General features: G+C 66.3%; 3 protein-coding genes and 1 pseudogene. All 4 read left to right on the top strand.

The features are described 5' to 3' along the window. Window positions 1-943: pseudogene (locus tag D769_RS20180) on the top strand (hypothetical protein); the annotation flags it as partial. A 192-nt stretch (window positions 944-1,135) separates the two neighbouring features. Further along, window positions 1,136-1,597 carry a hypothetical protein gene (locus tag D769_RS20175; protein WP_008648910.1) on the top strand — a complete coding sequence of 154 codons (462 nt, stop codon included), beginning with the start codon at window positions 1,136-1,138 and terminating at the stop codon, window positions 1,595-1,597. Then, a complete protein-coding gene (locus tag D769_RS20170; RefSeq protein WP_008648909.1) occupies window positions 1,594-2,292 on the top strand; it encodes a C39 family peptidase in 699 nt (232 codons plus the stop codon). Before D769_RS20175 ends, D769_RS20170 begins: the two co-directional genes overlap by 4 nt. Window positions 2,293-2,305: 13 nt before the next feature. Beyond that, window positions 2,306-3,093: hypothetical protein (locus D769_RS20165; protein WP_040011158.1), on the top strand; the 788-nt coding region annotated here is incomplete at its 3' end.

Below are 3,093 nucleotides of genomic sequence, written 5' to 3'. Positions count from 1 at the left end.
CAGCGGCGGCTCGGCAGTCAACGGCAGCGCCACGGCGGGTTATGCCGTCAACGGCAGCGCAACAGCTGGCGATGGCGCGGCAGGCGGCAAGGCCGTTGGCTGGGCTGGCGATGGCGGCAACGCCAAGAGCAATGGTGGCGGCGCGCTCTCCGCGAGCCTTGGCGTAGGCGGCTTCGGTGGCTCCGGCAAGGGCAGTGGCGGTGACTCGGGCGCTGGCGCCCTGGGTGGCTTCGGTGGCGACGGCGGAAACGCCAAGGGTAGTGGCGGTGATGCGCTTGGCGCGAGCGGTGGACTGGGCGGCAGCAGCGGCGCAGGCGCCGCGCTCGGCAAGGTCCATGGCAATGCTGGTAACAGCACGGCGACAGCTGGTGCTGGTGGCGCTGGTACTGGCGGTACGGCCTCGGGTACTGGTGGCGGAGCTAGCGGCACGGGTGGTGCTGGCGGTGCTGGCGGTGCAGCGACCGCTGCCTCCGCAGGCGGCGCAGGCACTGGCACCGGCGGTGCTGGCGGCGCCAACACCTCGACTGCCGGCGCGGCAACTGGTGGCGCCGCGACTTCGACCGGCGGCGCCGGTGGTGCGCAGAACAGTGTTGCCGGTAACGGTGGCGCTGGCGGTGCGGCCACTAACGGCAGCGCAAGCAGCATGGCGTCGAATGGCAGCGCAACGGCAGGCAATGGCGCGGTTGGCGCTTCGTCTGGCGCAGGCGGTGCTGGTGGCGCGGGCATGGGCGGCACGGGTGGTACCGGCAACGGTGCGGTTGGCGGCGCTGGCGGCAACGGCGGCACCAACTATGTCGATGCAGGCACCTTCAACATGTCGAACATGATGTCCAGCGTCGGCCAGTCCGCAGCCGGCATCATGATTGCCAACCAGAACAGCGGCATGTCGTCGCTGGTGCAACAAAGCGTCAACGTCCAGGCGAACCTGGCAGTCGGCAAGTAAGTCCTTCGAGCGTCTGTACCGTTCCGCACGGAACGGTACAGCACCCGCAGGGTTGAATCGGATGGGGCAGTGCGTGCCGACGGCATCGTTTGTCGGCCGCTCTGCCGCATCAGACGCCTGTAGGTCCGAATTCGCTTCCGACGCTGGCGGCCCGGATGGGGGGCCGTGCCTCGGGGCATGAGGAGACGCACCATGCGATTGCATCGCCGAGCTGTCCTGGCAATGTCGACAGCCATCCTGGCCTGGCCGTTTGCGCAGGCTATTGCGGGGCCACCCGTCGCCGAGGCATCCGCCACGGCCGTCGCGGCGGCAAGCAGTGATTCGGGCGCAGCCACTGTCGTGGCGGGCGCGGCGGCAAGCGTGACGGCGGTAACGCCGGATGCTGCCCCCAAATTGAATATTTTCGGTACGACAGCCAATGCGGTCGCGAGCAGCAAGCTCGACGACGTGCGCGGTGGCGCTGAACTGGTCGTCAACGACATGCGCCTGAACGGCACCGTGGGCGGCAACGCCGCCATCAACACGCTGTCGGGCAGCAATTATGTCTCGGACGGTTCGTTCGCCAATGCCGCGGGTTTGCCGACCGTGATCCAGAATTCGGGCAACAACGTACTGATCCAGAACGCGACCATCCTCAACGTCCAGTTCAAATGATCATGCGCAGCCTGCTGTTGGCAGCCGCCACGCTGGCGGTGGCGCTGGGTGGCATCGCCGAAGCCCGCGCCGATACCATTCGCATTCCGGGCGATCAGGGCAACTCTTACACGGTGCCCGTGACCAGCCTGCGCGAAGCGCGCTTCCGCACGACCATTCGGCAGCAGTATGACTTCAGCTGCGGCTCGGCCGCCGTGGCCACGCTACTGACTTTTCAGTACGGATTCCCCGTCAATGAAGAGACGGTCTTCGCCAACATGTATGTCAACGGCGATCAGGCCAAGATCCGCTCGGAAGGTTTCTCGCTGCTCGACATGAAGCGGTTTCTCGAGTCGCGCGGGTTCCTGGCCGACGGCTACGAGTTGCCGCTGTCGAAGCTCGAGGAAGCGCAGATTCCGGCGATCGTGCTGATCGTCGAGAACGGTTATCACCATTTCGTCGTGATCAAGGGGATCAAGGGCGACCGCGTGCTGGTCGGTGACCCGGCGCGTGGTACCCGCTCCATCGAGCGCGATCACTTCGAAAAGATCTGGGACAGCCAGTTGCTGTTCGTTATCCACAATCGCACGGACCGCGCGCGATTCAACCTGGCAGCCGACTGGCGCGTGGCGCCGTCGGGCCCTTACTGGATGGGAGTTCCGCGAGACAGTCTGTTCTTCACCGTCATGCCAAAGCATGGCCCCGCCGATTTCTGAGCTGAGGAACATCATGGTCCAGACAACCATTTCACCCGCATCAAGATGCACGGCCAGGTCGGCAACCGCGGCCGTGCTGCTTGGCGCGGGGCTGGCCTGCGCGGGCAATGCCCACGCCGGTGTCGAGACCCTGGCACCCGAGTCAGCCGATACCGCGGGCGTGGCGACTTCGGCCGCCATCGACCTGCCTGCAATACCAACGCCGACACAGCTGTCGGCGCCATCCGAAGACCCAATCACTGTGGCGGCGCGTGCCGCAGACCCCATCGTTGCGGACAACGTCACGGAGAACGTTTCCGAAAAAGCTGTCGAGTCGATCGCCGAAGCGCCTGCGCGGGGAGTAGAACCGGTGGACAAGGCGTCCGTTGCGCGGCATCACCCCATTGGGGACACGCTCGTGGCTGCCATGACAATGGCCACGCGGGAGCCCAATACGCAGGTGGCCGAGGCACGCGACGACATGGCCAGGTGGAAGCCGGTCGCGCAGGCGCGGCTTGAAGAATCGCGTGGCGGTTTTGATGTCGCCGGGTTGCAGGTTGGTTTCGGTATTGATCGCGCCGTCTTCGTCAATGGCGCGCTGGCCGTGGCCACGAGCATCACGATTCCCAACATCAGCAGCATCACCTCGGCCCAGGCCGCGCAACTCGCGCAGGCCCTGGCGCCAGTGACGGTTGCCTTAACCGGCGCCAACAGCATTGCGAGCGCGGCGATTGCTGCCGCCCAGGCTGCAACGGGCCAGGCAGGGCAGGCGGGACAATCCGCGACCACGGCAGCGAATGGCGCGGCAGCCAGCGCGCAAGG

The organism is Cupriavidus sp. HMR-1 (genome assembly GCF_000319775.1).
GTDB classification, from domain to species: domain Bacteria; phylum Pseudomonadota; class Gammaproteobacteria; order Burkholderiales; family Burkholderiaceae; genus Cupriavidus; species Cupriavidus metallidurans.
Note: the sequence above shows the minus strand (reverse complement) of the source record. Positions and strands in the feature narration are given on the sequence as shown.

Coding starts and splice junctions, on each gene's coding strand:
- D769_RS20175 (WP_008648910.1), top strand. CDS start 1,136: ATGCGATTGCATCGCCGAGCTGTCCTGGCAATGTCGACAGCCATCCTG.
- D769_RS20170 (WP_008648909.1), top strand. CDS start 1,594: ATGATCATGCGCAGCCTGCTGTTGGCAGCCGCCACGCTGGCGGTGGCG.